Origin of the sequence: Saccharopolyspora sp. NPDC000359 (assembly GCF_040300525.1) — a bacterium.
GTDB lineage: Bacteria > Actinomycetota > Actinomycetes > Mycobacteriales > Pseudonocardiaceae > Saccharopolyspora.
Map to the genome: position 1 here is coordinate 81,465 of NZ_JBEPDU010000021.1, position 26,071 is coordinate 107,535.

General features: G+C 71.6%; 24 protein-coding genes. 19 read left to right on the plus strand and 5 right to left on the minus strand.

All coding sequences use genetic code 11. The features are described from left to right. The first annotated feature begins 34 nt into the window (after positions 1-34). Both ABT324_RS15885 and ABT324_RS15890 read left to right on the plus strand, forming a co-directional pair. Complete coding sequence (locus tag ABT324_RS15885) at positions 35-1,105, plus strand: LLM class F420-dependent oxidoreductase (protein ID WP_351177049.1); 1,071 nt, start codon at positions 35-37, stop codon at positions 1,103-1,105. A gap of 92 nt (positions 1,106-1,197) precedes the next feature. Then, positions 1,198-2,748 (plus strand): acyl-CoA synthetase, encoded by a 1,551-nt coding sequence (locus ABT324_RS15890; protein ID WP_351177052.1) that lies wholly within the window; start codon positions 1,198-1,200, stop codon positions 2,746-2,748. A 76-nt stretch (positions 2,749-2,824) separates the two neighbouring features. On the opposite strand, the gene ABT324_RS15895 is transcribed toward ABT324_RS15890, so the two are convergent. Continuing rightward, the gene (locus tag ABT324_RS15895; RefSeq protein ID WP_351177055.1) at positions 2,825-3,628 is read right to left on the minus strand and encodes a crotonase/enoyl-CoA hydratase family protein; all 804 of its coding nucleotides are present in this window, start codon (positions 3,626-3,628) and stop codon (positions 2,825-2,827) included. Positions 3,629-3,761: 133 nt separating this feature from the next. Between ABT324_RS15895 and ABT324_RS15900 the strand changes: the two genes are divergently transcribed. The 3 genes from ABT324_RS15900 to ABT324_RS15910 all read left to right on the plus strand — a co-directional run bounded on the left by ABT324_RS15900 (position 3,762) and on the right by ABT324_RS15910 (position 7,126). Further along, positions 3,762-5,384 (plus strand): acyl-CoA synthetase, encoded by a 1,623-nt coding sequence (locus ABT324_RS15900; RefSeq protein ID WP_351177058.1) that lies wholly within the window; start codon positions 3,762-3,764, stop codon positions 5,382-5,384. Positions 5,385-5,418: 34 nt separating this feature from the next. Further along, positions 5,419-6,522, plus strand: a complete 1,104-nt coding sequence (locus ABT324_RS15905) for an NAD(P)H-dependent flavin oxidoreductase (protein WP_351177061.1) — start codon at positions 5,419-5,421, stop codon at positions 6,520-6,522. Positions 6,523-6,646: 124 nt separating this feature from the next. Beyond that, a complete protein-coding gene (locus tag ABT324_RS15910) occupies positions 6,647-7,126 on the plus strand; it encodes an alpha/beta hydrolase (protein WP_351177064.1) in 480 nt (159 codons plus the stop codon). Here ABT324_RS15910 and ABT324_RS15915 read toward each other — a convergent pair whose 3' ends face one another. From ABT324_RS15915 to ABT324_RS15925, 3 genes are read right to left on the minus strand one after another with little or no spacing between them, the layout of a single operon-like run. Then, positions 7,127-8,686 carry a long-chain-fatty-acid--CoA ligase gene (locus ABT324_RS15915; RefSeq protein WP_351177067.1) on the minus strand — a complete coding sequence of 520 codons (1,560 nt, stop codon included), beginning with the start codon at positions 8,684-8,686 and terminating at the stop codon, positions 7,127-7,129. Positions 8,687-8,688: 2 nt separating this feature from the next. Next, positions 8,689-9,780, minus strand: a complete 1,092-nt coding sequence (locus tag ABT324_RS15920; protein ID WP_351177070.1) for an acyl-CoA dehydrogenase family protein — start codon at positions 9,778-9,780, stop codon at positions 8,689-8,691. A gap of 34 nt (positions 9,781-9,814) precedes the next feature. Then, positions 9,815-10,993 (minus strand): acyl-CoA dehydrogenase family protein, encoded by a 1,179-nt coding sequence (locus ABT324_RS15925; protein ID WP_351177073.1) that lies wholly within the window; start codon positions 10,991-10,993, stop codon positions 9,815-9,817. Between the two features lie 365 nt (positions 10,994-11,358). Between ABT324_RS15925 and ABT324_RS15930 the strand changes: the two genes are divergently transcribed. The 12 genes from ABT324_RS15930 (at position 11,359) to ABT324_RS15985 (ending at position 23,750) form a co-directional block, all read left to right on the plus strand. After that, the gene (locus ABT324_RS15930) at positions 11,359-12,246 is read left to right on the plus strand and encodes a 3-oxoacyl-ACP reductase (protein ID WP_351177076.1); all 888 of its coding nucleotides are present in this window, start codon (positions 11,359-11,361) and stop codon (positions 12,244-12,246) included. A gap of 74 nt (positions 12,247-12,320) precedes the next feature. Next, positions 12,321-13,829, plus strand: a complete 1,509-nt coding sequence (locus ABT324_RS15935; RefSeq protein WP_351177078.1) for an aldehyde dehydrogenase family protein — start codon at positions 12,321-12,323, stop codon at positions 13,827-13,829. A gap of 1 nt (position 13,830) precedes the next feature. Continuing rightward, positions 13,831-14,577, plus strand: coding sequence for a glucose 1-dehydrogenase (locus tag ABT324_RS15940; RefSeq protein ID WP_351177081.1), 747 nt, complete (start codon positions 13,831-13,833; stop codon positions 14,575-14,577). Positions 14,578-14,705: 128 nt separating this feature from the next. After that, positions 14,706-15,485, plus strand: a complete 780-nt coding sequence (locus ABT324_RS15945) for an MlaE family ABC transporter permease (protein ID WP_351177084.1) — start codon at positions 14,706-14,708, stop codon at positions 15,483-15,485. Positions 15,486-15,489: 4 nt separating this feature from the next. Next, on the plus strand, positions 15,490-16,341 hold the full coding sequence (locus ABT324_RS15950; RefSeq protein ID WP_351177087.1) for an MlaE family ABC transporter permease: 852 nt from the start codon (positions 15,490-15,492) through the stop codon (positions 16,339-16,341). After that, entirely contained in the window at positions 16,338-17,660 is a 1,323-nt protein-coding gene (locus ABT324_RS15955) for an MCE family protein (RefSeq protein WP_351177090.1), read from the plus strand. The genes ABT324_RS15950 and ABT324_RS15955 overlap by 4 nt, the downstream gene beginning before the upstream one ends. Then, entirely contained in the window at positions 17,657-18,691 is a 1,035-nt protein-coding gene (locus tag ABT324_RS15960) for an MCE family protein (protein ID WP_351177093.1), read from the plus strand. Before ABT324_RS15955 ends, ABT324_RS15960 begins: the two co-directional genes overlap by 4 nt. Next, complete coding sequence (locus tag ABT324_RS15965) at positions 18,688-19,704, plus strand: MCE family protein (RefSeq protein WP_351177096.1); 1,017 nt, start codon at positions 18,688-18,690, stop codon at positions 19,702-19,704. Before ABT324_RS15960 ends, ABT324_RS15965 begins: the two co-directional genes overlap by 4 nt. Continuing rightward, positions 19,704-20,882, plus strand: a complete 1,179-nt coding sequence (locus ABT324_RS15970) for an MCE family protein (RefSeq protein WP_351177099.1) — start codon at positions 19,704-19,706, stop codon at positions 20,880-20,882. The genes ABT324_RS15965 and ABT324_RS15970 overlap by 1 nt, the downstream gene beginning before the upstream one ends. Further along, on the plus strand, positions 20,879-22,021 hold the full coding sequence (locus ABT324_RS15975) for an MCE family protein (protein ID WP_351177102.1): 1,143 nt from the start codon (positions 20,879-20,881) through the stop codon (positions 22,019-22,021). The genes ABT324_RS15970 and ABT324_RS15975 overlap by 4 nt, the downstream gene beginning before the upstream one ends. After that, positions 22,021-23,166 carry an MCE family protein gene (locus ABT324_RS15980; protein ID WP_351177105.1) on the plus strand — a complete coding sequence of 382 codons (1,146 nt, stop codon included), beginning with the start codon at positions 22,021-22,023 and terminating at the stop codon, positions 23,164-23,166. Before ABT324_RS15975 ends, ABT324_RS15980 begins: the two co-directional genes overlap by 1 nt. 50 nt (positions 23,167-23,216) lie before the next feature. Next, positions 23,217-23,750 carry a DUF3060 domain-containing protein gene (locus ABT324_RS15985; protein ID WP_351177108.1) on the plus strand — a complete coding sequence of 178 codons (534 nt, stop codon included), beginning with the start codon at positions 23,217-23,219 and terminating at the stop codon, positions 23,748-23,750. Between the two features lie 7 nt (positions 23,751-23,757). Here the strand turns inward: ABT324_RS15985 and ABT324_RS15990 are convergent, their stop codons facing one another. After that, positions 23,758-24,588: a class I SAM-dependent methyltransferase gene (locus ABT324_RS15990; protein ID WP_351177111.1), complete on the minus strand. Its 831-nt coding sequence runs from the start codon at positions 24,586-24,588 to the stop codon at positions 23,758-23,760. Between the two features lie 87 nt (positions 24,589-24,675). On the opposite strand from ABT324_RS15990, the gene ABT324_RS15995 reads away from it, so the two are divergent. Next, on the plus strand, positions 24,676-25,245 hold the full coding sequence (locus ABT324_RS15995) for a helix-turn-helix domain-containing protein (RefSeq protein WP_351177114.1): 570 nt from the start codon (positions 24,676-24,678) through the stop codon (positions 25,243-25,245). Positions 25,246-25,379: 134 nt separating this feature from the next. Next, positions 25,380-26,071 (plus strand): Hsp70 family protein (locus ABT324_RS16000; RefSeq protein WP_351177117.1); only part of this gene is annotated, 692 nt, incomplete at its 3' end.

Here is a 26,071-nt window from a genome sequence, read left to right on the forward strand (position 1 = left end):
CTTGGTGGACCCGTCGGGACGAGGAGGACCGCTGATGAGGATCGGACTTCAACTCGGCTACTGGGGCGCGGCTCCGCCGCCCAACGCGGCGGAACTCGTTCTCGAGGCGGAAGGTGCCGGGTTCGACTCGGTCTTCGCCGCCGAGTCCTGGGGGTCGGACGCCTTCACCCCGCTGGCCTGGTGGGGCTCGCGGACCAGTCGTGTGCGGTTGGGCACCTCGGTGGCGCAGGTCGCCGCGCGCACCCCGGCGTCGTGCGCGATGCACGCGCTGACCCTGGACCACCTCTCGGGCGGTCGCTGCGTGCTCGGGCTCGGGGTGTCCGGCCCGCAGGTGGTGGAGGGCTGGTACGGCACCCCGTTCGCGAAACCCCTTGCCCGGACGCGGGAATACGTCTCGATCGTGCGCCAGGTGCTGGCCCGCGAGGCCCCGGTGCGCAACGACGGCGCGCACTACCGGCTGCCCTACGACGGGCCGGGCTCGACCGGCCTGGGCAAGTCGCTGCGCCCGATCACCCACCCGCTGCGCGCCGACCTGCCGATCTGGCTGGGCGCGGAGGGGCCGCGCAACGTGGCGCAGACGGCGGAGATCGCGGACGGGTGGATCGCGGTGTACTACTCGCCGCGGGTGGCCGGGATGTACGAGGACTGGCTGGCGGAGGGCTTCGCCCGGCCGGGTGCGCGCCGGAGCCGCGCGGAGTTCGAGGTCGCCGCGACCTGCCAGGTGGTGGTCACCGACGATCCCGCCGCGGAGCGGGCGAAGCTGAAGCCGTCGCTGGCGCTCTACATCGGTGGGATGGGCGCGCCGGGCATGAACTTCCACGCCGAGCTGTTCCGGCGGATGGGCTACGGCGAGGTGGTCGACGACGTCGTCCGGCTGTTCGCCGAGGGGCGGCGGGACGAGGCGGTGGCCGCGGTGCCGGACGAGGTGGTGGACGACGTCGCGATCATCGGCGACGCCGACCTCGTGCGCACCCGAGTGGCGGAGTGGGCACAGGCGGGGGTGGACACCTTGCTGGTGGGCTGCCGCGAGGTGGGCCACATCCGGAGCGTCTCCGCTGCGCTCGGTCTCGGCGGCGGACCGGACCAGTCCGCAGTGGACGGTTGAGGGCGGCGCCCAGCTCTTGCCGGTCTGGTGGAACACGTTCTAGATTTGGTGGTCGTTCTCGATTCCCGCGTCGCCGTTGACAGGAGTCCGCCGTGTCCGACATCGGGTTGTGGAAGATCGCCGAGCAAGAACCGGACCGGGTCGCGGTGGTCGCGCCCGACGGGAGTTCGGTCAGCTACGCCGAACTCGCCGCCGCGGCCGACCGCTGCGGCCGCGGCCTGCAGGCCATGGGGCTCGACGTGGGCGACAGCGTGGTGCTGATGCTGCCCAACGGCCCGGACCTGCTGGCCGCCTACTTCGCCGCGCTGCAGTGCGGCCTGTACGTGGTGACCGTGAACTGGCACCTGGTCGGACCCGAGGTCGCCTACCTGATCGAGGACAGCGGGGCGAAGGCGTTCATCGCGCACGAGCGCTTCCGCGAGGCCGCCTCCGACGCCGCCACGCGATCCGGCCTCCCGGCTTCGGCACGCTTCGCGGTGGGCGAGATCCCCGGGTTCCAGCAGCTGTCGCAGCTCGGCGCGAGCGAACCGGTGGGTCGGCCGGACGTGCGCACGATGGGATCGCCGATGCTCTACACCTCGGGGACCACCGGTCGTCCCAAGGGTGTTCGGCGCCCGCTGACCGGTGCTGATCCGGACGTGGTGCCTGCCGCCGCGACGTGGTTCTTCGGCATCTTCGGCCTCGAACCCTTCGACGGGCACGTGCACCTGTGCGGTTCGCCGCTCTACCACACCGCCGTGCTCAACTTCGTCACGCACGCCATCCAGCTGGGGCACACCGCGGTGCTGATGGACCGGTGGGAACCCGCCGAGATGCTCCGGCTGATCGAGCGGTACCGGGTCACGCACACGCACATGGTGCCCACCCAGTTCCACCGGCTGCTGGCGCTGCCACCCGAGGTCCGGCAGCGTTGCGACGTGTCGTCGCTGCGCGCGGCGATCCACGGCGCCGCGCCGTGCCCGCCGGAGGTCAAGCGGGCCATGCTGGAGTGGTGGGGGCCGGTCGTGGTCGAGTACTACGCGGCGACCGAAGGTGGTGGCACGTCGATCGGTGCGGCGGAGTGGCTGGCGAAACCCGGGTCGGTCGGCCGCCCGTGGCCTGGCTCGACGGTCAAGGTGCTCGGCGACGACGGCGCGGAGCTGCCGCCCGGCGAGGTCGGCACGGTGTACATGCGGATGGGCGGTTCGACGTTCGAGTACCACCGGGACGCCCGCAAGACCGAGCAGGCGCGCGTCGGGGACCTGTTCACCCTCGGCGACGTCGGCTACCTGGATGCGGACGGCTACCTGTTCCTGTGCGACCGGAAGAGTGACATGATCATCTCCGGCGGGGTGAACATCTACCCGGCGGAGGTCGAGAACGCCCTGTCGGTGCACCCGAAGGTCGCCGACGTGGCGGTGTTCGGCGTCCCGAACGAGGACTGGGGCGAGGAGGTCAAGGCCGTCGTGCAGCCCGCCGACGGCGTACCACCCGGCGAGGAGTTGGCCGAGGAGTTGCTCTCCTACGCCCGTGAACGCCTGGCGAAGTTCAAGACGCCGCGCAGCGTCGACTTCGTCGAGGAGTTGCCGCGCGACCCGAACGGCAAGTTGTACAAGAGGCGGTTGCGAGACCCGTACTGGGCCGACCAGGAGCGGGCGATCTGATCCACGTGGTGCGCAACTCCCGTTGAAATCGCACATCCGGTTCCAACGGGAGTCGCGCACCCGCCCCTGGCGGGAGTCAGCGCGCGCGGAAGTCCGGGGTGCGCTTCTCGGCGAACGCGCGTGGACCTTCCTTCGCGTCCTCGCTGGTGAAGACCTGCATCCCGAGCCGGGCGTCCACTGTGAACGCCTCGTTCTCCGGCATGCCCTCGGTTTCGCGCATGGTGCGGAGGATGGCCTGCACGGCGAGCGGGCCGTTGGCCGCGATGAGCTCGGCCAGCTCCAGGGCCTTGGCCAGCGCCCGCCCATCCGGCACGACGTGGCCGATCAGCCCGATCTCCTTTGCCTCGGCGGCGCGGATGTGCCTGCCGGTCAGCAGGATGTCCGCGGCCACGGTGTAGGGGATCTGGCGGGGCAGGCGGACCGCTGAGCCGCCGAGCGGGAACAGGCCCCAGCGGGCTTCCGAGACGCCGAACCGGGCGCTCTCGCCCGCCACCCGGATGTCGGTGGCCTGCAGGATCTCGGTGCCGCCCGCGATCGCCGGGCCCTCCACCGCCGCGATCAGCGGTTTGCTCAGCCGACGCCCCTTGAGCAGCGGTTCGATCACCGACATGTCCATGCCGCGGGTGGTGTCCCCGGGGTGGGACCGCGTCATCGCCTTGAGGTCCGCACCGGCGCAGAACGCGCCTCCCGCCCCGGTGAGGACGCAGGCGCGGATCCCGTCGTCGCGATCCACCTCGTCCCAGGCCTCCCGCATGATCTGCAACATCGGCCCGGACAGCGCGTTGCGGGCTTCCGGGCGGTTCATCGTCACCACCAGCACCGGTCCGCGGCGCTCGACCAGGCAGTGGGGTTGTTCGGCGACCTCGGCGCTCGACGTCATGGGCGACCTCCCGCTTCGGCGGATTTCCTTGTGTCAATGGGGGAAATGGGTCTGGATCGTCCAAGGAGCCGCGAATTCCGGTTGGGCTCATCGGGTTCTTGTGCCGAACGATAACACGTTCTACTTTCTTGGGGTGGCGTACAACATCGCAGATCTCTTCGAGCACGCCGTCGATCTGACGCCAGATCGCGTCGCCGTGGTCTGCGGCGAGCGACGGCTCACCTTCGGGCAGCTGGACCAGCGGGTCAACCAGCTGGCGCACCACTACACCGCTCGCGGGCTCGGGCGGGGGTCGCACATCGGGATCTACTCCCGCAACGGCATCGAGGCGCTGGAGGCCATGCTGGCCGCCTACAAGATCCGCGCCGTCCCGATCAACATCAACTTCCGCTACGTGCCAGCGGAACTCCGCTACATCTTCGACAACGCCGACCTGGCGGCGCTGGTGCACGAGCGCCGCTACAGCGACTCCGTCGCGCAGGTCCGCCCGGAATTCCCGGGCCTGCGCGAAGTCCTGGTGATCGAGGACGGCACGGACCTCGAGCACGGCGGGACCGAGTACGAGTCCGCGCTGTCCGGCCAGTCCGGCGAGCGCGACTTTCCGCAGCGCAGCTCGGACGACCTGTACCTGCTCTACACCGGCGGCACCACCGGCATGCCGAAGGGCGTGATGTGGCGCCACGAGGACGTTTGGCGGGTGCTGGGCGGCGGCATCGACTTCATGACCGGCGAGGTGCTGCGCGACGAGTGGCAGCAGGCGCGCGCCGGGGCCGACAGCGGCGGCCTGGTCCGGCTCCCGGCGGCGCCGTTCATCCACGGTGCCGCGCAGTGGGCCAGCTTCGGCAACCTCTTCGCCTGCAGCGCGGTGGTCTTCGTCCCGCAGTTCGACGCGCACGAGGTGTGGCGGGCCGTCGAGCGGGAGGGGGTCAACGTGCTGGCCATCGTCGGCGACGCGATGGCCCGGCCGCTCATCGAGGCCTACCGCGACGGCGACTACGACGCCTCCTCGCTGGTGGCGATCTCCAGCAGCGCGGCGCTGTTCTCACCGGCGGTGCAGCGCCAGTACCTGGACGCGCTGCCGAACGTGGTGATCACCGACTCCATCGGCTCCTCCGAGACCGGTTTCAGCGGCATCGGCGTGGTCTCCCGGGACAGCGAGCAGTCCGGCGGCCCGCGGGTCAACGCCGACGCCTCCACCACGGTCATCCGCGACGACGGCACCTTCGCCGACCCCGGCGAGGTCGGGTGGCTGGCGCGGCGCGGGCACGTGCCGCTGGGCTACTACAAGGACGAGGAGAAGTCGCGGAAGGTGTTCGTCGAGATCGGCGGCACCCGGTACGTGGTGCCCGGCGACTACGCGCGGATCGAGGACGACGGCACCGTCACCATGCTCGGCCGCGGCTCGGTGTCCATCAACACCGGCGGGGAGAAGGTCTACCCGGAGGAGGTGGAGGCCGCGCTGAAGTCCCACCCGGACGTCTTCGACGTGCTCGTCGTGGGCGTGCCGGACGAGCGCCTGGGCCAGCGCGTCGCGGCCGTGGTGCAGCCCAGGCCCGGCGCGCGACCGCCGCTGGCCGACCTCGACGAGCACGTCCGGGAGTCGATCGCCGGGTACAAGGTGCCGCGCAGCCTGTGGCTGGTGGACCAGATCACCCGCTCACCCAGCGGCAAACCTGACTACACCTGGGCCAAGCAGCACACCCAGGCGCACCCGCCGACCGAGGTCCGCGAACCCGCGAAGCGCGCGACGAGCTGAACCAGGCCCGCCCCGAGAGGACCGAAGAGGATCCATGCGAACACCACTGTGCGACACCCTGGGCATCGAGCACCCGATCGTCGGGTTCACCCCGTCCGAGCACGTCGCGGCGGCGATCAGCCGGGCGGGCGGGCTCGGGGTGCTGGGCTGCGTGCGGTTCAACGACGCCGACGACCTGGACGCGGCGCTGGACTGGATGGACGCGAACACCGACGGCAAGCCCTACGGGGTGGACGTGGTGATGCCCGCGAAGATCCCCACCGAAGGCGCCGCGGTGGACCTGGCGGAGCTGATCCCGCCCGAGCACCGGGACTTCGTGCACCGCACGCTCGACGAGTTGGGCGTGCCCGAGCTGCCCGCCGACGAGCAGCAGCGGGAAGGCGTGCTGGGCTGGCTGCACTCGGTGGCCCGGTCGCACGTGGACGTCGCGCTGCGGCACCCGGTGCGGCTGGTCGCCAACGCGCTGGGCTCACCGCCGCTGGACGTCATCGAGCAGGCCCACGGGCACGACGTGCTGGTGGCGGCGTTGGCGGGCAAGGCCGAGCACGCGGTCCGGCACGTCGACAACGGGGTGGACATCGTCGTGGCGCAGGGCCACGAGGCCGGTGGGCACACCGGGGAGATCGCCAGCATGGTGCTGGTGCCGGAGGTCGTCGACGCGGTCGGCGACCGGGTGCCGGTGCTGGCGGCCGGGGGCATCGGCTCCGGGCGGCAGGTCGCGGCGGCGCTGGCACTCGGCGCCAGCGGTGCGTGGATGGGCTCGTACTGGCTGGCCACCACCGAGTACCAGCAGCTCCCCGGCAACGCGGTGACGCAGCAGGCGCTGCTGGCGGCGGGCTCCAGCGACACGGTGCGCTCCCGCATCTACACCGGGAAGCCCGCGCGGCTGCTCAAGACCCGGTGGACCGAGGCGTGGGCGGCGCCCGGCGCACCCGACCCGCTGCCGATGCCGCTGCAGAACATCCTGGTCAGCGAGGCGCACCAGCGGATCATGCGCGCCGCGGACCCGTCGGTGGTGTCGATGCCGGTGGGCCAGGTCGTGGGCCGGATGAACCAGGTCCGCCCGGTCGCCGACGTGATGGCCGACCTGCTGGCCGAACTGGACCGGACGATCACCGGCCTCAACGACCTCCGCTGAGCGCAGGAGCGGCCACCTGGGCGGTGGTCCGGGCTTGAACCTGACGCAGCGGCAGGTCCTAGTGTCGGTGGCATGAGCGGAACCGAGCGCGCGGACGAGCCGCGAACTGCCCAGCTCGGACGCCGTGCTCGACGAGCTCGGCCGGGCGGTGGACGTGACCCGGATCGGGATGTACGGCCACTCGGCGGGCGGGGCGACCGCGGCGCAAGCGCTCTACGAGGACGCCCGGCTCAAGGTGGCGGTCAACATGGAGGGCTACCTGGACCTCCTCCCGGAGCGGCCCAGCGAGGACGGCGAGCTGCTGCCGATCGCCGAGCACGGGGTGGACCGCCCGCTGCTGCTGCTCGGGACCGACGGCTACCGCGACGAGCGGTTCGAGCGCAGCTGGCGCGCTGTGCTCGACTGCGGCAGCACCAGCTGGGAGCAGCTCGACCACACGAACCACTGGGTGTTCACCGACCACGGGGTCCTGGCACCGCAGCTCCAGGCGGCGGGCCTGATGAGCGAGCCGGACCGCACCCGGCTGGTCGGCGCGGTGGATCCAGCGGTCTCGGTCCGCGCGATCCGCCACCACGTGCTGGGCTTCTTCGCCAAGGACCTCTGATCACCCCAGCTCGCGGAGGTAGCGGGAGCCCTCGCGCCGGTAGACGGGATCCTGGGTGTCCAGGGCCTCGGTCATCAGGTGGCGCTTGAGGACCTTGTGGGTCGCGGTGCGGGGCAGGTCGGGCGTGAGGCGGAGGTAGCGGGGCCACTGCTTCGGGCCCAGGTCCGACTGGGCGGCCAGGAAGTCCGCGACGGTCTCGGCGCGGAACCCGTCCGTGGTGACCAGGGCGGCCACCACCTGGTCGCCCGTCGTCGGGTCCGGGACCGCGTAGACCGCCGCCTCGCGGACCTCCGGGTGGCGGAGCAGGATTCGCTCGATCGGCGCCGTCGCCAGGTTCTCGCCGTCCACCCGCAGCCAGTCGGCGGTGCGCCCGGCGAAGCGGCAGAAGCCGGCCGCGTCCACGTAGGCGAGGTCACCGCTCCAGTACATGCCGTCGCGCATCCGCTCCGCGTCGGCGGCCGGGGCGTTGTAGTAGCCCGCGAACCAGCCCGAGCCGGCGGTGTTGACCAGCTCGCCGATGGCCTCGTCGGGGTTGAGCAGCTGCCCGTCTGGCGAGAACCGCGCGGTGGCGCAGGGCTTCCCGGTGTCCGGGTCCAGCACGGCCACCCCGTCGGGCAGGCGGCCGAGCGCGCCCGGTGGGGTGTCCGGGCTGCGGGGGATCGCGATGCCGCCCTCGGTGGAGCCGAACGCGTCGACCACCCGGCAGCCGAACCGCTCGGCGAAGCGCCGCACGTCCCGCTCGTTGGCCTCGTTGCCGTACACCAGGCGCAGCGGGTTGTCCGCGTCGTCCGGGCGTTCCGGGGTGGCCAGCACGTGCGCGAGGGGCTTGCCCACGTAGTTGGCGTAGGTGGCGCCGAACCGCCGCACGTCCGGGAGGAACCCGGACGCGGAGAAGCGGCGGCGCAGCGCGATGGTCCCACCGGCGGCCGCGCCGACCGCCCACCCGGCCATCAGGGCGTTGGAGTGGAACAGCGGCATCGCCACGTAGATGACGTCCTCGCCGGTGAGCCCGAAGCGCTCGGCGAGCATCCGGCCGGGGAAGGCGATCTTGCCGTGCGTGCAGCGGACCGCTTTGGGGTCGCCGCCGGTGCCGGAGGTGAACACCAGCACCAGCAGGTCGTCGGGGTCGGCCGCTGCGGGGTCGAGTTCGGCGCCGTCGTGCTCGGCCAGCAACGCCGACCACGGCGCGGAGTCCACCAGCAGCACCGGGACTCCCGTGTTCGGGAGCAGGTGCGCGTGCGCGGTGTCGGTGACGACCAGTTGGCAGTCGGTCAGGCGCACGTCGCGGGCCAGCGCCTCACCCCGCCGCGTCGGGTTCAACCCGACCAGCACCGCACCGGAGAAGGCCGTACCGCCGAGCAGGAAGGTGAACTCCGGGACGTTGCCGAGCAGCACCCCGATGTGGAACGGGCCGGGGCGGCGCAGCGAGCGCAGCAGCGACGCGTGCTGCGCGCAGGTGCGCACCACCTCCCGCCACGACCACGAGCGGTTCTCGAAGCGCAGACCGCAGCGCTCGTCGTCGGCGCGCGCCAGCAGGAACTCGGTCACGGTGGGGGACATCGTCAGCCTGCCAGCGCGTCGCCGAGCCGACCGAGCTGCACCTGCGCGCCGCCGAGGGCGAACTCGTTGCGCTTGGCCGCCACGAAGTAGCGGTGCAGCGGGTGGTCCACGTCGATGCCGACCCCGCCGTGGACGTGGACCGCGGTGTGCGCGACCCGGTGCCCGGCGTCGGCGGCCCAGAACTTCGCGGTGGCGACCTCGGCCTCGCCCGGCAACCCCTCCGCCAGGCGCCACGCGGCCTGCCACAACGTCAGCCGCGCCGCCTCCACGTCGATGAAGGCGTCGGCGAGCCGCTGGGCGACCGCCTGGAAGCTGCCGACCGGTCGCCCGAACTGCACCCGCTCCCGGGCGTGCTCGCTGGTCAGCTCCAGGGCGCGGGAGAGGACCCCGACCTGGTGCGCGCACGTCCCGACGGTGGTGCGGGTCAGCAACCAGCCCAGCACCGCGTCGCCGCCGAGCACCCGGTCATCACCGACCCGGACGCCGTCCAGGTCCAGCCAGGCCTCGCTGTCGGAGTCCACGACCTGCTGGCGCCGCACCGCCAACCGGTCCCGCTCCACCACGAACACCCGCGGTCCGTCCGATGTGGACGCCGGGAGCAGGACCAGGTCGGCCAGCGCACCGGCCGGGACGCCCGTCTTGCTGCCGGTGAGCACCCACTCGCCGTCCCGGCGCTCGGCGCGGCAGGACGGGACGAGCGGGGTCGGGTTGTGCTCCTCGGTCAGCGCGGCGGTAAGCACCAGCTCGCCGCGCGCAGCGGGCGCGGCCCAGTGGAGCCGCTGCTGGTCGGTGCCGAAGCGGGCGATCGCGGCGGCCGCGGTGATCGAGCTCAGGTAGGGCACCGGCGCGACGACGCGGCCCAGCTCGACCAGCACGCTGCACTGCTCCAGCAGCCCGAAACCGCCACCGCCGACCGGTTCCGGCAGCGCGGCGGACAGCACGTCGGCCGTGGCCAGCTGCGTCCACAGCGCGCGGTCGAACCGGTCCTCGCCGCGCTCCACCTCGCGCAGCCGCTCGTTGGTCACGTGGTCGTCGAGGATGGTACGGGTGAGCTCGGCCAGGTCGTCCTGCGCCTCGGTGGGGGTGAAGTCCACGGGTCCTCCTCAGGGGTCCAGTCGTCCTGCGGCGTCAGCGCTTGGCCGGGGGCAGACCCAGGCCGACCGCGGCGATGATGTCCCGCTGGACCTCGTTGGTCCCGCCACCGAAGGTCAGGATCAGCGAGGAGCGGTGCATGCGTTCGATCCGGCCGCGCAGGGCCGCGCCGGGCGAGCCCTGGCGGATGTGGGCCGCGCTGCCGAGGACCTCCATCAGCAGCCGGTAGGCCTCGGTGGCGAACTCGGTGCCGAAGACCTTCGTGGCCGAGGCGGTGGCCGGGGCCGGCTGCTGCTCGACGGTGGTGGCGATCTTCCAGTTGACCAGCTTGAGGAACTCGGCACCGGCGTGCACGCGGGCCAGGTGGTGGCGCACCCACTCCTGGTCGAGCACCCGCCGCCCGTCGGTGAGCCGGGTTTCCCGCGCCCACTCCAGGACCTCCTCCAGCGCGGAGCGCAGCGGCGCGGCGGAGGTGAGCGCGACCCGTTCGTGGTTGAGCTGGTTGGTGATCAGCGGCCAGCCCTCGTTCTCCCCGCCCACCAGCGACGACGCGGGCACCCGCACATCCTGGTAGTAGGTCGCGCTGGTGGTCGGCCCGGCCATCGTGCGCACCGGGGTCCAGGAGAAGCCGGGCGAGTCGGTGGGCACGACCAGGATGCTCAGCCCGCGGTGCTTCCTGGCCTCGCGGTCGGTGCGGCAAGCCAGCCACACGTAGTCGGCGTACTGGATCAGGCTGGTCCACATCTTCTGCCCGTTGACCACGTACTCGTCGCCGTCGCGGTCGGCGGTGGTGCGCAGCGAGGCCAGGTCGGTCCCGGCCTCGGGTTCGGAGTAGCCGATCGCGAAGTGGACCTCCCCGGCGGCGATCTTCGGCAGGTAGTGGGCCTTCTGCTCCGGGGTGCCGAAGCGCATGATGGTCGGGGCGATGCTGTTGAGCGTCAGGAAGGGCACCGGAGCGCCCGCGATCGCCGCCTCGTCGGTGAAGATCAACTGGTCGAGGGTGCTGCGGTCCTGCCCGCCGTACTCGGCGGGCCAGCCCAGCGCCAGCCAGCCGTCGGCACCCATCTGCCGCACCACCTGGCGGTAGGCCTCGCCGTCGCCGTAGTCGCCGTGCGCGGTCAGCTCGGCGCGGATCTCGGGTGTCATGAGCTTGTCGAAGTACCGCCGCAGCTCCTCGCGCAGCTCCTCCTGCTCGGACGTGTAGGCGATGCGCATGCACCCCTCCTGCGATCGGACGCGTGTGGAACATGTTTCAACAACCATAAGCCCGGCGGGGTGCTCAGGTCGACAAACTCGCTTGTGTAGTGGGGATCTGGCTCCGAACTTGGTTCTCATAACGAGTTCTAGGGAGAGGCGGGGGAGCGAGGACGCACCGATCGGAGCAGTGACGCTGGGTCGAATGGCTCGTTGTGCAGTCGGACGCAGTGCCCGAACCGGATTGCCAAGAACGAGTTGCACGCACTTTGAGTTTCGATCAGCGGAGTTCTGCGGGGTTTTCCCGACGACCTTGCCACTTTGAGAGAACACGTTCTACTGTGTTGTGGGTTACAGGACCGGCGCGAGCGCACGACGGAGGAGTGGTGGTGCGGAGCCTGGAGGGCAAGGTCGCGATCGTCACCGGGGCAGGCGCCGGGTTGGGGCGGGCGGAAGCGCTCGCGCTGGCCCACGCCGGGGCCGCGGTGGTGGTCAACGACGTCACCGAGCGCGCCTCGGACGTGGTGGCCGAGATCGAGGAGTTCGGCGGTGGAGCTGTCGCGGTGCACGGTGACGTCTCGTCCAGCGCGACAGCCGAGGAGCTGGTGTCCACCGCGCGGCAGCGGTTCGGCGGGCTGCACGTGGTGGTCAACAACGCCGGGGTGCTGCGGGACCGGATGCTGTTCAAGATGACCGACCAGGAGTGGGACGACGTGATCCGCGTCCACCTGCGCGGCCACTTCCTGCTGTCCCGCAACGCCGCCGCGTACTGGCGCGACCAGTACAAGGAGACCGGGACGACCAGCGGCAGCCTGATCAACACCGCCTCGGAGGCGTTCCTGCTCGGCGCGGCCGCGCAACCGAACTACGCCGCGGCCAAGGCCGGGGTCGCCGCGCTCACCGTCTCCACCGCGCGTGCTCTCGCGCGCATCGGCGTGCGGGCCAACGCGATCTGCCCGCGGGCCCGCACCGCGATGACCGAGGAGGTGTTCGGCCCGGCGCCGGAGGAAGGTGTCGACCCGCTGTCCACGGACCATGTCGCACCGCTGGTCGCCTACCTGGCCTCGCCCGCCGCGGAGCGGATCAGCGGGCAGGTCTTCGTCGTGCACAGCGGGATGGTCGCGCTCATGTCCGCACCCACCGTCGAGCAGCGGTTCGACACCAGCGGTCCGCTGTGGACGCAGGACGAGCTGGCCGGCACCCTCGGCGCCTACTTCGCCGACCGGGACCCGGAGCGCACCTTCGCCGCCGCAGAACTGATCTCCCTCCCCTAGGAGGACCACGGGAGCGCGGAGCTCCCCCGGACGCAGCACAACTGGCCGAACCCGCCGTGCAGGGAGGACTTCCGATGGCGCTCACCGTGCAGCAGCACCGCGACGCTGCTGGGCTCAAGGACGGATTGCTGCTGGTCGACGGCCAGTGGCGGCAGGCCCGCGCGGGCCGGACCTGGACCCACCACCACCCGGCGACCGGCGAGGTCATCGGCGAGATCGCCGTGGCCGACGCCGAGGATGTCGACGAGGCGGTGCGGGCCGCGCGGCGCGCCTTCGACGAGGGGCCGTGGCCGACGCTGCGGGTGGGGGAGCGCTCCCGGCTGCTGCGCCGCTGCTCGGACCTGTTGCGCGAGAACGCTGATGACCTGCGGGCCCGGCAGGCGCTGGACAACAGCGTCCCGCTGTCGTTCGCCACTGTCTACGCGGGCTCGGTCGACGTGGCCGCCGACGTCTTCGACCACCACGCCGGTTGGATCGACAAGGCCGGTGGTGAGACCTTCCCGCCGTACCAGGGCGGTGACCACCTGGCGATGACCCTGCGCGAACCCGTCGGTGTGGTGGCCGCGGTGCTGCCGTGGAACGCGCCGTTCCTGCTGTTCGCGCAGAAGGTCGCGCCCGCGCTGGCCGCCGGGTGCACGGTGGTGCTCAAGCCGTCCGAGCACGCGACGTTCAGCGTGCTGCGCATGGTGGAACTGCTGCAGGAGGCCGGGGTCCCGGACGGCGTGGTCAACGTCGTCACCGGTCCCGGCGACCCGACCGGCGAAGCGCTGATCACCCACCCGCTGGTGGACAAGGTCAGCTTCACCGGCAGCCGGGAGGTCGGCCGCCGGGTCGTCGAGGCCTCGGCGGGCACCATGAAGCGGGTGTCGCTGGAGCTCGGCGGCAAGAGCCCGGCGATCGTGTTCCCGGACGCCGACGTGGGACTGGCTGGGATGACCGCGATGGGCATGGTCACGCTCGGGTTGTCCGGGCAGGCGTGCGTGGCGACCACCCGGGCGCTGGTGCACCGCGACGCCTACGACGAGTTCATCGGCGCCGCCGAGATGATCGCCGGGTCGGTGACCTACGGCGACCCGTTCGACCCTGGCGTGCTGTCCAGCCCGCTGATCAACCAGCGGCAGCTGGAGCGGGTTCTCGGCTTCGTCGAGCAGGGCCAGCAGGAGGGCGCTCGGCTGGTCACCGGCGGGGCGCGCTCCGACGGCGACCTGACCGCCGGGAACTTCGTGCAGCCGACCATCTTCGCCGACGTGGCCAACTCGATGGCCATCGCCCAGCAGGAGATCTTCGGGCCGGTGCTCGCGGTGGTGCCCTTCGACGACGAGGACGAGGCGGTGCGGCTGGCCAACGACACCGAGTACGGCCTGGGTGCCGGGGTGTACACCAAGGACGTGCAGCGGGCGTTCCGGGTGGCCAAGCGGCTGCGCGCCGGAACGGTCGGCATCAACGGCTTCCAGGTGGAGCCGCACCTGCCCTTCGGCGGGTACAAGCAGTCCGGGCTCGGCCGGGAGGGCGGGCGCTCGTCGTTCGAGGCCTACACCGAGCTCAAGACCGTCCTGCTGCCGCTGACCGAGGAGATGATGTGACATGAGGTTGGCGGGCAAGGTAGCCATCATCACCGGTGCGGCGCGTGGGCAGGGTGCGGCGGCCGCGCGGCGGTTCGTCGCCGAGGGCGCCCAGGTGCTCATCGCCGACGTGGCGGACGAGGCGGGCAAGGCGCTGGCCGACGAGCTCGGCCCCGCCGCCACCTACCAGCACCTGGACGTCTCCTCCGAGGACGACTGGGTCGACGCGGTGCGCGCGGCGGGCGAGCTGGGCCGGATCAACGTGCTGGTGAACAACGCCGGGGTGCTGCACTTCTCGGAGCTGGCCGACACCAGCCTGGCCGACTACGAGCGGGTGATCCGGGTCAACCAGGTCGGCACCTTCCTGGGCATGCGGGAGGTGGTCCCGGCGATGTCCGACGGCGGCGGCTCCGTCATCAACGTGTCCTCTGTGGAGGGGATCGGCGGGATGCCGCTGATGGTGGCGTACGCGGCGAGCAAGTTCGCCATCCGCGGCATGACGAAGGTGGCCGCGGTGGAGCTGGGCAGGCACGGCATCCGGGTCAACTCGGTACACCCCGGGGCCATCGACACCCGGATGATCCCCGAAGCGGTGGGCGGGGAGGTGCCGATGGACCAGGTCGGCAAGCGGGTCGCGCTCGGGCGGGTCGGGCAACCCGAGGAGATCGCCGACCTGGTGGTGTTCCTGGCCAGCGACGAGAGCTCGTACTGCACCGGCGCGGAGTTCGTCGCCGACGGCGGTGCCACGGCAACGCACGCACTGGCCTGAGCACCAGTTGCGTGCCCACGCGACCGCAATCGAGACCAGGTCCCTGGCCTCCATCGGAATCGCGTGAACCCCACCTCCGAGGAGGCGGGCGCAAGACCTGCGATCAACGTGGATCGGGAGGTGGCGGGATGGCGGTGCGCAGCGCCGGTGCCGGTGCGTTCGCCCAGGTCGGCCGGATGGCCACGCTGGCCTGGGAAGTCCTGCGGGCCATGCCGCGGCGGCCGTTCCAGGTCCGCGAGGGCATCCAGCAGGCCTGGTTCTTCGCCAGCGTGACCATCCTGCCGACCGCACTGGTCGCGATCCCGTTCGGCGCGGTCATCGCGATGCAGCTCGGCTCGCTGACCCAGCAGATCGGGGCGCAGTCGTTCACCGGTGCCGCCAGCGCGCTGGCCATCCTGCAGCAGGCCAGCCCGCTGATCACCGCGCTGCTGGTGGCCGGGGCCGGTGGGTCCGCGGTGTGCGCGGACATCGGGGCGCGCACCATCCGCGAGGAGATCGACGCCATGGAGGTGCTGGGCGTCTCGCCGATCCACCGGTTGATCGTGCCCCGGGTGGTCGGCGCGATGCTGGTCTCCCTGCTGCTCAACGGGATGGTCAGCGTCGTCGGGGTGATGGGCGGCTACTTCTTCAACGTGATCCTGCAGGGCGGCACGCCCGGCGCCTACCTGGCCAGCTTCAACGCCCTCGCGCAGCTGCCCGACCTGTGGATCAGCGAGTTCAAGGCGCTGCTGTACGGGTTCGTGGCCGGGGTGGTCGCCGCCTACCGCGGGCTCAACCCGGCGGGCGGGCCCAAGGGCGTGGGTGACGCGGTCAACCAGGCGGTGGTGATCACCTTCCTGCTGCTGTTCCTGATCAACCTGGTGCTCACCGGGATCTACCTGCAACTCGTGCCACCGAAGGGGTTGTGAGCCGATGGCCGTCGTCGATCCGGTCGCCGCGTCCCCGCGGGGCCGCTTCCTGCGCGGGCCTGGCGACGCGCTCGCCGGTCTGGGCTGGCAGCTGTCGTTCTACCTGCGCGCCCTCGCGCTGGCCCCGGTCACGCTGCGCCGCTACTCGCGGGAGACCGCGCGGCTGCTGACCGAGGTGGTGTTCGGCAGCGGGGCGCTGGCCGTCATCGGCGGCACCCTCGGCGTGATGATCGGCATGACCGTGGCCACCGGCGCGGTGGTGGGACTGCAGGGCTACTCCTCGCTGGACCAGCTGGGCACCTCCGCGCTGACCGGGTTCATCGCCGCCTACTTCGACACCCGCGAGGTGGCGCCGCTGGCCGCGGGCCTGGCGCTGTCGGCGACCGTGGGCTGCGGGTTCACCGCGCAGCTGGGTGCGATGCGCATCTCCGACGAGATCGACGCGCTGGAGGTGATGGGCGTGCGCACCGTGCCGTACCTGGTGACCAGCCGGGTGCTGGCCGGGGTGACCGCGGTGGTCCCGCTGTACGTGGTGGGGCTGCTCGGCTCCTACTTCGCTTCCCGGCAGATCACCGTGTGGTTCTACGGCCAGTCCGCGGGCACCTACGACCACTACTTCCACCTGTTCCTGCCGCCGGAGGACGTGCTGTGGTCCTTCGGGAAGGTGATCGTGTTCAGCATCGCGGTGATCCTGACGCACTGCTACTACGGCTACACCGCGCGCGGCGGGCCCGCCGGGGTCGGAATGGCGGTGGGCCGGGCGGTGCGCACCTCGATCGTGCTGATCTCGGTGCTGGACTTCTTCCTCAGCCTGGCGATCTGGGGTTCCACCACGACCGTGCGGATCTCCGGATGAGGGGCGGCGGGGAGCGGCGCCGCTACCAGGCGCTCGGCATCGCGTTCCTGATCGCGGTCGGGATGTTCTTCGCGGGCACCACCGCGGTCTACCGCAAGGCGTTCACCTCGGTGGTGGCGGTGAGCCTGGAGACCGACCGGATCGGCAACCAGATGCGCGTCGGCGCGGACGTGAAGGCGCGCGGGGTGGTGGTAGGGGAGGTCCGCGAGGTGCGCGCGGTCGGCGACCACGCGGTGCTGGAGCTGGCGCTCAAGCCCGACCAGGCCGCGCTCATCCCGGCCGGTGCTTCGGCGCGGCTGCTGCCGAAGACGCTGTTCGGCGAGCGCTACGTCGCCCTGCAGATCCCCGAGGAGCCCGGCGCGCGGGTGCTGGCCGAGGGCGACGTGATCCCGCAGGACCGCAGCAGTTCGGCCATCGAGGTCGAGAAGGTCCTCAACGACCTGATGCCGGTGCTCCAGGCGGTGCAGCCGGAGAAGCTGTCCACGACGCTGACCGCCGTGTCGCAGGCGCTGGAGGGCCGGGGCGAGCAGCTCGGGGACACGCTGGTGCAGTTGGACAGCTACCTGGAACGGCTCAACCCGTCGCTGCCGGAGCTGGAGTCGGTCATCAGGCGCATCGACGACGTGGCCGACACCTACCGCGAAGCGGTACCGGACCTGGCGCAGGCGCTGGGCGACCTGACCACCACCAGCCGGACCCTCGCCGAGCAGCGCACGCAGCTGCAGCAGATGATCGGCGGCGTCACCAGCAGCGCCGAGGGGCTCGACCGGTTCCTGGCGCTGAACAAGGACAACCTGATCAACCTGACCAGCGCGTCGCGGTCCACACTGGAGCTGCTGGCCGAGTACTCGCCGCAGTACCCGTGCATGCTCAAGCAGTTCGCCGACTCCATCCCGACCGCCGAGGCGTCCTTCGGCAAGGGCACCGAGCACCCGGAGATCGCCAAGTTCACCATCGAGATCACCGGCAGCCGCGGCAAGTACCTGCCGGGGGTGGACGACCCGGAGTACCTCGACCAGCGGGGACCGCGCTGCTACCCGTGGGTCGAACCGCCGGACACCTTCCCGCAGTACCCGCCGGGCGGTCCGGTGCAGGACGGCTCGACGTTCCCGGAACCGCCGCTGGACCGCGACGAGGTGTTCCCGTGGGCCGAACCCGCCTCGACCACACCGCAGTCGGTGGTGAACGCGCCCGCTGAGCGGGAACTGCTCTCGACGCTGCTCGCCCCTCAGCTCGGCGTCGCCCGGGAGGACGTGCCGGGGTGGAGCGGGCTGCTGGTCGGACCGGTCTACCGCGGGGCCGAGGTGGAGGTCAGATGAGGTCGATCACCGCACCACTGCTCAAGCTGCTGCTGTTCGCGCTGGTCACGGTCGTGCTCACCGGGGTGCTGGCGATGACCATCGCGGCGTCGACGTCCAGCTCCTCGCACACCTACACCGCGCGGTTCGCCGACGCCTCCGGGCTCAACCTCGGCGACGACGTGCGGATGGCCGGGGTCAAGGTCGGCCGGGTCACCGGGTTGGAGGTGGTCGACGGCAGGCACGCGCTGGTCAGCTTCGACGTCGACGCGAACCGCCAGCTGCCCGGGGACGCCTCGGCGACGGTGAAGTACCGCAACCTCGCCGGGCAGCGGTACCTGTCGCTGGACGCGGCGCTGCGCGAGGGCGGTGCCGTGCTACCGCCGGGCAGCGAGATCCCGCTGGAGCGCACCCACCCGGCGCTGAACCTCACCGCGCTGTTCAACGGCTTCAAGCCGCTGTTCCAGGCGCTCTCCCCGGAGGACGTCAACCAGCTCTCCGGCGAGATCGTCCAGGTGCTGCAAGGCGAAGCGGGCACGGTGGACAGCCTGCTCGCGCACACCGCGTCGCTGACCACCACCCTGGCCCGCAAGGACGAGGTGATCGGGCAGGTGATCGACAACCTCAACACCGCGGTCGGCGCGGTCAACGCGCGCGGCCCGCAGCTGGGGGAGCTCATCGGCTCGCTGCAGCAGCTGACCAGCGGGCTGGCCGAGCAGCGCGAACCGGTCGGCGAGGCCATCTCCGCGCTGGACGAGCTGGCCGGGACCACCGGCGACCTGTTGGCGCAGGGGCGGGAACCGCTGCAGCGCAACATCGCCGAGCTCGAGCGGTTCACCACCGTGCTCAACGCCGACCTGCCCGAGCTGGAGCACCAGCTGCAGACCGTGCCGGACCGGCTGAACGCGCTGACCCGCACGGTCAGCTACGGCAGCTGGTTCAACTTCTACCTGTGCCGGATGTCGGGCACCGTCGGGATCTCCGAGCTCAACATCAAGGTCCCGATCCTGCCCGCGCCGCCGTCGGAGATGCCGGAGAGGTGCCAGTCGTGAAGCCGTTGCGGGAGCGGAACCAGGTGGTCGTCGGGGTGGTGGCGGTCGTGCTGCTGGTGCTGGTCACCGGCGGGGCGTTCTTCGCCAACGACCTGCCGGTGCTCGGTGGGCGCACCTACCAGGCCTACTTCACCGAGTCGGCCGGGCTGGCCGCGGGCAACGACGTGCGGATCGCCGGCATCCGCAGCGGCGAGGTCACCGACGTGTCGCTGGAGGGCAACCGGGTGCTGGTGTCCTTCCGCGTCGACGACGAGCAGATCGGCGACCGCAGCCGGGCCGGGATCGAGATCAAGACGCTGCTCGGCGAGAAGTTCCTGGCGCTGCGACCGGAGGGCGCGCAGGAGCTGTCCGAGCCGATCCCGGTGCAGCGCACCACCGCACCGTTCGACATCCCCGACGCGCTGGACCAGCTCACCCGCACCGCCGAGCAGGTCGACAGCCAGCAGCTGGCGGAGAGCTTCCGGGTGCTGGCCGACACCTTCCGCGGGGCACCGGAGCACTTCGGCGCGGCGGTGGACGGGCTTTCCGCGCTGTCGCAGACCGTCTCCTCGCGCGACCAGCAGCTCACCGAGCTGCTGCGCAGCACCAGCGGCGTGAGCGAGATCGTCGCCAACCGCGACGAGCAGGTGCAGCGGTTGGTCGCCGACGGCAACCTGCTGCTGACCGAGCTGCAGGAGCGCCGCGGCGCGATCTCCTCGCTGCTGAGCGGAACGCAGCGGCTCGCCGACGAGCTGCGCGGCCTGGTCGCCGACAACCAGGCACAGCTGCGGCCGACGCTGGACCAGCTCACCCAGCTGACCGAGATGCTGCAGCGCAACCAGGACGACCTGGGCCGCACCATCGAGGCGATGGCGCCCTACGTGCGCGGGTTCAACAACACCGTCGGCAACGGGCGCTGGTTCGACGGCTACATCTGCGGGTTGCTCCCGCCCCCGATCAACGCCGGGCCGCTGCAGACGAACACGACCTCCTGCGAGCTCCCGGTGCCGACCCGACCTGTCGGAGGTGGCTGATGTCCAAGCGGCGATCCACCGCGGGAGCGCTGCTCACCCTCGGGTGCGCGCTGGTGCTGTTGGCCAGCGCGGGCCTGTGGTGGGTGTTCAGCGACCCGGGCAAGCAGCTCACCGCCTACTTCGACAAGGCCGTCGGCGTCTACCCCGGGTCGAGCGTGCGGGTGCTCGGCGTCGAGGTGGGCAAGATCGACGCCGTGGTGCCGGAGGGCGAGGTCGTCCGGGTGGACCTGCACGTGGCCGACGACGTGCAGGTGCCCGCCGACGTCAAGGCGGTGGTGGTGGCGCCGAGCCTGGTCAGCGACCGGTACGTGCAGCTCACCCCGGCCTACTCCGGGGGCCCGGAGCTCGCCGCCGGTGCGGTGCTGGACCGGGACCGCACCGCGACCCCGGCCGAGCTGGACGAGCTCTACCGCAGCGCCAAGACGCTCGCCGAGGCGCTCGGGCCGGACGGGGCCAACAGCACCGGCGCGCTGACGGACGTGCTCAGCACCTCGGCCGAGGCGCTGGAGGGCAACGGCGCGGACCTCAACGCCACCGTCGCGCGGCTCGGCGATCTCGCCGGAACCCTGCAGGACAACCAGGACGACCTGTTCGCCACGGTGGACAACCTGAACCAGTTCACCGCCGCGCTGGCCGCCAGCGACGGGCAGATCCGGGAGTTCAACGGCCGCCTCGCCGACGTCGCCGGGTTCCTGGCCAGCGAGCAGGACCAGATGGGTGCCGCGCTGGGCTCGCTGTCCACCGCGCTGGGCGAGGTCTCGACGTTCATCCGGGACAACCGCGGGCAAATCGCGTCCAACGTGGACAACCTGACCGGGGTGACGCAGGCGCTGGTGGACCAGCGCGAAGCCCTGGGCGAGGTGCTCGACGTGGCGCCGCTGGGCGCGACGAACTTCATCAACGCCTACGACGCGGCCTCCGGCACGGTGACCGTGCGCGGGCACCTCAACGAGCTCACCCACCCGCCGGTCCTGATGGTGTGCAAGCTGATCCAGCACAGCCTGCCGGAACCGCTCCCCGAGGGCCTCAAGCAGACGTGTGACGAACTGGCCCCGGTGCTGGACGGCCAACTCGGCCTCCCGTCGGTAGGCGAAGCCCTGCACCACCTCCAACAAGGCGAGCTACCACCCCTGCCACTGCCGCTGGTCGACGCGGCCCGAGAAGGGGGTTCGCAGTGAAGCGGTGCGCGTTGGTCGTGGTCCTGCTGCTGGTGTCCGGTTGCTCGGCGGGCGGGTTCACCGGGCTCTACAACGCGCCGCTGCCCGGCGGGGCGGAGCTGGGCGACCGGCCCTACCGGGTCAGCGCGCAGTTCGCCGACGTGCTGGACCTGGTGCCGCAGTCCAGCGTGAAGGTCAACGACGTGCCGGTCGGCCGGGTGGAGCGCATCGAGCTCGGCCCGGACAACACCACGGCGGTGGTTACCATGTCGGTCAACGGTGACGTCCGGCTGCCCGCCAACGCCGACGCCCGGCTGCGGCAGTCCAGCCTGCTGGGGGAGAAGTTCGTCGAGCTCGCCGCCCCCGCGCAGCCCGCACCCGCCGAGCTCGCCGACGGCGCGGTGATCCCGCTGGAGCGCACCAACCGCAACCCGCAGGTCGAGGAGGTGCTCGGCGCGCTGTCGATGCTGCTCAACGGTGGCGGGGTGGCGCAGCTGCAGGACATCGTGCGGGAGCTGAACACCGCCTTCACCGGCAACGAACCGGAGATCCGCTCGCTGCTGTCCAACCTGGACGAAGCGGTGTCCAGGTTGGACGCCCAGCGGGAGGACATCACCAGGGCCATCGACGGGCTCGGCCGGTTGTCGGTGACGCTGCGCGAGCAGACCGGCACCGTCGCGAAGGCGCTGGACGAGATCGGGCCAGGTCTGGAGGTGCTCAACGAGCAGCGCGACCAGCTGGTGGCGATGCTGCAGTCGCTGGACCGGCTCTCCGGCGTCGCGGTCGACACCGTCAACCGCAGCAAGGACGACATGCTCGCCGACCTGCACGCGCTCGCCCCCACCCTGCAGCAGCTCGCCGACACCGGTGAGGCGCTGCCGGACGCGATCGGCCTGTTGGCGACCTACCCGTTCCCGGAGTACGCGATGAAGCCGCTCAAGGGCGACTTCGTCAACGCCGACGTCCGCTTCGAGCTGGACCTGAGCAGCATCGTGGAGAACCTCTCCCGCTCCTCCGGGCCGCTGCTACCGATCCCCGGCCTGTCCGACGCCGGGCAGCCCGGACTGCGGCTGCCGCCACCGGTTCCGCCGCTGCCACCGCTGCCGCTGCCCGCTCCGGAGCCGCAGCTGCCCGTCCCACCGCTGCCGGGAGGCCAGTGATGTTCAGCCGCAAGACCAAGGTGCACCTGGCGCTGTTCCTGGTCCTTGCCGTCGTCGGCATCGGCTACACCGGCGGCCGGTACGCCGGGCTGGACCGGTTCTTCGGCGGCAACGGCTACGCGGTGACCGTGCGGCTGGCTGACTCCGGCGGCCTGTTCACCAACTCCGAGGTCACCTACCGGGGGGTCGCCGTCGGCCGGGTCACCGCGATGCGGCTGACCGGCTCCGGGCTGGAAGCCGACCTGCACATCGACGACTCGGCCCCGCCGATCCCGGCCGACACCCGCGCGGTGGTGGCCAACCGGTCGGCGGTCGGCGAGCAGTACTTGGACCTGCGGCCGGAGCGCGACGGCGGCCCGCACCTGGCGGACGGGGCGGTGATCGCGCAGGAGCGCACCGAGGTGCCGCTGCCGCCGGAGTCGCTGCTGGTCGACCTGGACCGGCTGGTCGGCAGCGTCCCGGTGGAGGACCTGCGCACGGTCGTCGACGAGGTCGGTACCGCCTTCGAGGGCTCCGGCGCGCACCTGCAGCGGCTGCTGGACGCGGCCAGCTCGGTCACCGCCGCGGCCGACCAGCACCTTCCGCAGACGACCGGACTGCTCGCCAACAGCGACGTCGTGCTGCGCACCCAGCAGGAGCAGGCCGCGGAGATCAAGACGTTCAGCAGCGGGTTGCGGGAGATCTCCGGGCAGCTGGCGGAGTCCGACCCGGACCTGCGCGGGATCATCCGCGACGCGCCCGCCGCCGGGCACGAGGTGCAGGCGCTGCTGGACAGCGCGGGTACCGACTTCGGGGTGGTGGCGGCGAACCTGCTGACCACGATGAAGGTCACCGAGGTGCGCACCGAGGGCGTGGAGCAGCTGCTGGTGGCGCTGCCGGTGATCTCGTCGTTCTCGCACAGCCTGTCTCCGGACGGCACCGGGCACCTCGGCCTGGTGCTGAACTTCTTCAACCCGATGGCCTGCACCCGCGGCTACGAGGACACCCCGCGCCGCCCGGGCAGCGAGACGGCACCCGGCCCGATCAACCCGGACCTGCACTGCGCCGAGCCCCCGGGCAGCGTGATCAGCGTCCGCGGGTCCCAGAACGCGCCGCGCCAGCCGGTCCCGGACCCGGTGCCCGCCCCGCCGCCGTACAACCCGTGATCGCGCACCTGGTGGCGGAGCGGCGGCGAGAAGTTGATAATTTGTTGAACATGCAGGTGGAGCGACTGGAGTACGGCTCGTCCGAGGTGCGCGCGAGGGGTGGTGCCTGGTGCGCCGCGGTGCTGCTGGCCGGTGCCGGGCTGACCGCGCTGCTGGTCGCCGGGTGCGGATCGGGTGGTTCGACCAGCTCCGACCCCAGCAGCGGGACCTCGACGTCGGCCGACGAGGCCGCCCCGCTGCCGGTCGTGGACCCCGTCGAGGAGGACGAGCCGGACGCCGGTTCGGAGAAGGTCGACGTCCCGGGTGGCGCGGCGCCGCTGATCGTCCGGGCCAACGGCACCGCGCTCACCGAGGACTGCCGGTCCCGAAAGGTCGTCGTGCTGGCCAACGATGCTGACCTGACCCTGCACGGGGCCTGCTCGCTGGTGAAGGTCCAGGGCAGCAACGCCACCGTCGAGGTGGGCTCCGCGCAGAAGATCATCGCGGTCGGCACCGGCAGCACCGTGCACTACGCCACCGGCCAACCGCACGTGGTCAACAAGGGCGACAACGACGTCTCCCCGGGGGGTGCCGCCACCCCCTGACCCGACCTCAGGCGGGTTTTTGCCCGAAGTGGACCGTCTTGGCGGTGAGCAGGAACAGGTCCGGGCGCTGGTCGATCCCCATCGGGTCGGCCGGGTCCAGCAACCGGTCCAGCGCCGCCAGGTCCTCCGCGGCCAGGTGGTCGTGCAGGCCGTGGCGGTAGCGCTCGACCGTTCCGCACAGCCACCGCCGGGCGCCGTCGGCCAGCGGTGCCGGGCGGTCGACCAGGAAGGTCCTGCTCCGGGTGCCGTCGAGACCGGCCGTGCGCAGCATGTCCGCCCAGGTCTCCACGGTCGCGACCGAGCCAGGCAGCTCGGAGCGCATCTGGTTGAACCGCTCGGACATCGCCGCGTCGAGGCGGGACTGCAGCCCGGGGCGGCCGAAGCCGAGGTCGTGCGGCAGCCAGCGGGTCGGCAGCCCGCCCTCCACGACCGCCAGCACGCCGCCCGGTGCCAGCAGCCGCGCCAACCGGTTCAGCGCGTCCTGCTGGTCGCCGACGTGGTGCACGGTCTGCGCGGTCCAGATCAGGTCCGCGGTGCCCAGCTCGCCCAGCCCGTCCGGGAACTCGGCGACCCGGGTGCGCAGCTCGACGCCGAGCCGCTCCGCCCGCTGCTCGGCCCGCGCCAGCAGCTCCGGGCTGCCGTCGACCGCGGTCACCTCGGCCTTGGGGAACGTCGCCGCCAACTGGCAGGCGGCCACGCCGGGGCCGCTGCCCACGTCCAGGACGCGCTGCGGCTCCAGGTGCGCCAGCTCGGCCAGCGCCTGCTGCACGTAGGGCTGGTGGGCCTCCGCTTCGAGTTCGAGCACGTCGGCCATGGCGGCCCAGTCGAGGTCGGTCATCTGCACTCCAATCGGGGATGGTCTGGCCCACGGTGCGCCCGCGCTCGACGATTTGACAAATCTTGTTGCCATTCCTGCAATGGATGGGTGGACGAAGTGCTCGCCGCGGTGGGACCGCGCCTGAAAGCCATCCGCCAGCAGCGCAACTGCACCCTGGCGGCGCTGTCGGAGAAGACCGGGATCTCGGTCAGCACGCTCTCGCGCCTGGAGTCGGGGCAGCGCAGGCCGAGCCTGGAGCTGCTGCTGCCGATCGCCCAGGCCCACCAGGTGCCGCTGGACGAGCTCGTCGGCGCGCCGCCGGTCGGCGACCCGCGGGTGCGGATGAAGCCGATCAAGCGCGGCGACGCCACCACGGTGGTGCCGCTGACCCAGCAACCGGGCGGGCTGCAGGCGTTCAAGATGATCATCAGCCCGGAGCGCAGCGAACCCGACCCGCGCACCCACGAGGGCTACGAGTGGCTGTACGTGCTGAGCGGGAAGCTGCGGCTGGTGCTGGCCCAGCACGACGTGGTGCTCAAGGTCGGGGAGGCCGCCGAGTTCGACACCCGCCTCCCGCACTGGTTCGGCAGCACCGGCGAGGCGCCGGTCGAGGTCCTCAGCCTCTTCGGCCCCCAGGGCGAGAAGATGCACGTCCGCGCCAAGCCGCGGACCTCGTAGCGGGCTCTCCGGGCACCATCCGGCGCACCACCCACTCCCGTCCCACCCGCACCTGTTTGCCCAGCTGGACGGGTGGGGCATTCCCATACTGGGAGCGCGGTACTCGACGGCGGCGAGTCGGGGAGGAGTGCGTGATGGGGCGCGCGGTAGGGATCGACCTGGGGACCACGAACTCCGTGGTGGCCGTGCTGGAGGGCGGTGAAGCGACGGTGATCGCCAACTCCGAGGGCTCGCGGACCACGCCCTCGGTGGTGGCTTTCGCGAAGAACGGTGACCTGCTGACCGGGCAACCGGCGAAGAACCAGGCGGTCACCAACGTGGACCGCACCATCCGGTCGGTCAAGCGGCACATGGGCACCGACTGGAAGGTCCAGATCGACGACAAGTTTTACACCCCGCAGGAGATCAGCGCCCGCGTGCTGATGAAGCTCAAGCGGGACGCGGAGTCGTACCTGGGCGAGGAGGTCACCGACGCGGTGATCACGGTGCCTGCGTACTTCGACGACTCGCAGCGGCAGACCACCAAGGAAGCGGGCCAGATCGCCGGTCTCAACGTCCTGCGGATCATCAACGAGCCGACCGCGGCGGCGCTGGCCTACGGCCTGGAGAAGGGCGAGAAGGAGCAGACCATCCTGGTCTTCGACCTGGGCGGCGGCACCTTCGACGTGTCCCTGCTCGACGTCGGTGAGGGGTTGGTCGAGGTCAAGGCCACCTCCGGCGACACCCACCTGGGTGGTGACGACTGGGACGAGCGCATCGTCGAGTGGCTGGTGGAGAAGTTCAAGTCCTCGTCGGGCATCGACCTGACCAAGGACCGGATGGCCAT